Origin of the sequence: Bradyrhizobium sp. NAS80.1 (assembly GCF_001908205.1) — a bacterium.
Taxonomy (GTDB): domain Bacteria; phylum Pseudomonadota; class Alphaproteobacteria; order Rhizobiales; family Xanthobacteraceae; genus Bradyrhizobium.
Map to the genome: position 1 here is coordinate 1 of NZ_LGHL01000292.1, position 3331 is coordinate 3331.

Annotated in this window: 2 protein-coding genes and 1 pseudogene; all 3 read right to left on the reverse strand. The window is 56.6% G+C overall.

All coding sequences use genetic code 11. From position 1 onward, the window contains the following. Positions 1–733: 733 nt before the first annotated feature. Positions 734–942 (reverse strand): annotated as a pseudogene (locus tag AC629_RS49540) (M20 family peptidase); the annotation flags it as partial. Between the two features lie 599 nt (positions 943–1541). After that, entirely contained in the window at positions 1542–1706 is a 165-nt protein-coding gene (locus AC629_RS50365; RefSeq protein ID WP_245330605.1) for a biotin carboxylase N-terminal domain-containing protein, read from the reverse strand. Positions 1707–2260: 554 nt separating this feature from the next. After that, positions 2261–2407, reverse strand: a complete 147-nt coding sequence (locus AC629_RS47435) for a hypothetical protein (RefSeq protein ID WP_167561335.1) — start codon at positions 2405–2407, stop codon at positions 2261–2263. Positions 2408–3331: the final 924 nt, after the last annotated feature.

Here is a 3331-nt window from a genome sequence, read left to right on the forward strand (position 1 = left end):
GTTCTGCCGGCGCTTTGCCCGGTCCGGATTTCTGCTTCATCTTCGCTCCTTGCGGCTACGATGAACCAGAAATCCTCCCTTCGTGAAGTCCCTCAATTTGTCTCAAGGGCTCTGACGGCGAACAGGAGGAACTCGGTTTCCAATCTGCAATAGGGGAGCCGCATAGCGCGGTAGGGATGACGTTGACGTCTTCTGAATTGACCAGCTCTCCAGCGATGTGGATCAGAGAAGGCGCAGGGTGCCGACCATAGATTCTCGAGCGCATCAGGACAACCCGCAAACGGCACTGTCGCGATAATCGAGATAAAACCGGTGCGGTGCGACTCTGACACGCTCGAACATTCGCAATCCTTATCTCGACCAGCCCGAGGCTGGTGTACCTTGAGATCGTACAATTTAACATTACGGGCGATTCAAGCCCCTTGGACTTGTCGCTGGATCAATTGTTCCGGTGCTCACCAGGCAACGACGATAGGAAAAGTGGAAGAGCTCGCAGTGCCAACATTAATTAGTCGCCGGCATGGAGAAATACATAGTGCCACTTCCTCAGCAATCGACGCTCACGCGATAGCGTGCCCTTTGTCCAGCCAACGCGAATCACGAGATGCACGCTCGCTGCGGCGCATGCCCTTAAGAACGAGCCGCGCGAATGCGCGAGCGCGCCGCGGCGGCAAATGGCAATGGCAGATATCGCGTCGCGCAGCAATCACCGCAGCGTCTGGTAGGGCCGATGCTATAGCCGCCCACGCGGTTCAACTAACGAAAGGCAGAGCTGCTCATAGTGCGTATGCGCGCCCCTGCCGTCGACGCCGAGGCCATCGAGTCTTGCGGTACGGCGCGGTAAACTCGGTCGGAAACGCCGCCGGTGAAGACGTCGAGAAAATCGAAGCCGAGCCAGGCGGCAAGGGGTTTGGCGTGATCGAAGCGCGCAGCTCTGGCGTCTCACTTCCATTCTCGCTGCGGCGATATCATCCAGATAGTACTTGCGCACTTCGGCCTTGAAAAGCCGAGCGATTTTCCAGGGACGTTATCCCTACGATTCTGGGCTTCCGGGCATGAAGACGTTCGCGCAGGACTGGGTCGTGGCTCATGCTCTCGTCGTCGCCATCAGTATAATACGCGTGAGCCATCCGCACCACCGGGCCCGAAGACGGCGCCGCCTCCGAGTTTTGGAATCATGTCGGCAGCTCTCTGCGGTTAACGGCAAGACAGCACCTAGTGGGTTCCAAAATTGTCAAGAATCTGCTTCTTTGCACCGAGGGATGCTTATCGAGTGTTGTGTGCAACGTACTCCGCTGGGGGGATGGAGTTGTCTTTATCGATCATTTCCCGGAATTTCCGAATGATGCGTTCTATCTTTGCCATAGATGCGAGTGCTTCAATCATTGGTGGGGACATCACTACTTATCTTTTGGCACCCCTGCGTGCACACAAAAGTGAGAGCCTAAGCCTCAGCCACGGCCTTTGCGTTGATTATCTGGGCAAGCTGCTTCGTCCTAGTCTTCGCGATCCGAGGCCAGGCCGCGATCGGCGTGCGACCGCTAATAGGAATCGCTGTGTCGGCCATGGAGACTGCCGGGCTTCGCGCATCGACCTCGTGGTAGACAACTGCAGAAGGTGCCCAGCTTCCGCAATGTCGTGATGATGCGGGCGGCGATCTCGCCTCTGTTGGCGATAAGGACTGTATCGAAAGGCAGTTTGTGCATTCGTCTATCCAAACAAGCAACTCAAACGAAATCTCCGTCACTTGGAGCGGGTTGGCCCGCTTTCGATAGCTCCGCAAGCTTATCTGTCGACCGTGAATCGACCATCCACGGCGCAATTGTTGGCTCGCTGGGCGCGGCGCGGGCGACGATCGAAGGGGCAGGATGGTCCGTCGTACCTCACTTCGAACCGTTTTTGGCCGTGTCGCGAATGGAAATCATGTAGCGACATTGAGGACTCAAGTTCGCCTGCTTGGCTCTGAGACACGCAGTGATGGCGATGGGATCCGGGATGTAGTCGCTACATAGGCGAAACACGTCCTGGATGCAGGCGTCTTTCTCCGCGTCTGTCGGCGGCTGATCTCGCGCACCAGCCGATTCGAGGCACAGAGATGCCGTTGCGACAATAAGAACTACAGCACAGAAGTTGATTTTGGGAAGCAAAGACCAGTGCGTTCGTTGTGTGCGCGTCACGATATCCTCTCCCAGGTCCGTACGTTTCGGTAGCAGTGTTGCTTGCGCAAAGCGAGTATGGCGCGCCATTTACTGATTATCGATTATAGGAGCGGCGCGATCGTCCAGCAGATCCCAGCCCAGAGAAGCGCATTGAGAAGAAGCGCCGCAAGCGGCCAGAAGTTCCAGGCTATCTTCGGCTGCGAAGCATTGAGTGTTGATCTGCGATAAGCGTTGTCCAGTTCGATCATTTGGTTGTTCGATGTGCGCCGGTTGTCGATATGCAGATGTTCGTGCCGCGCCGGTGAAGAGCTATGGCTCGGATCACGGCAAGGTTGAAGTCACCGAAGCCATGTCGCGTCGGTGATCATGCTCACCTCTGCAATCGGCATGCCGCGAAAGAAAGCGTTCTGAGCGCTGCCGAGGATAGGATATAGCGTGCTTTGCGAGACGGCCAGGGAGTGGTCTGGCGAAAGCCGTTGTCGGGTTCTCTACATCGACGTCGTGAGCCGGACATTACTGGTGGGACAAGTGCACCCCTCTCCAGCAGGAGCATGCTGACGCGTTGTAAGCTCTCAATGTCCAAGGAGCTGTGCGCGCAAGAGCCCCCAATCGATGCTACGATGTTGAACAGAATATCGTCGCAGCGGTGAGGCTGCGCTTTGCAAGATCCTTACGAACTAGAAATCAACTTGACCGTCAACCCCACTTAGCGACAAGCCGGGTGGTGAAACAACGGCGGAAGGTATCTCCTCGACCGCCAAGTCTCGCAAGCTGTGGCGACCCAGGCTACCTGGCAGGCGCGCTCACAACGTACGACTCAGTTGGCGTTCAGCCTCCGATCACATCAGTTCTCCTGCATCAGATATTCCATCATCTTGTTGCAAGCTCCCTCAGTCTTGGCGAACGTTCTGAAGGGCGAGCCACCGATTCTTATGGCGGCACGGCTGTCGTCAAGTGGCCGCCACGACGCCACATAGCCACCACGTCCGTGAAAGCCGGGGCCGGTCGGAGTCGCATAGGTGATCACAAAGGAGAAACCAATCCCACATGCGCTCCATACTGTTCGTCGTCAGATGATTTGAGACTGATTAGGCGGGCTGCGAAGGGGGGCTCTGGCTCATCAGGGGTTAGAGTTTAAGCGGCCTGCAGTCGATGCTGCAAGCGACGATTTG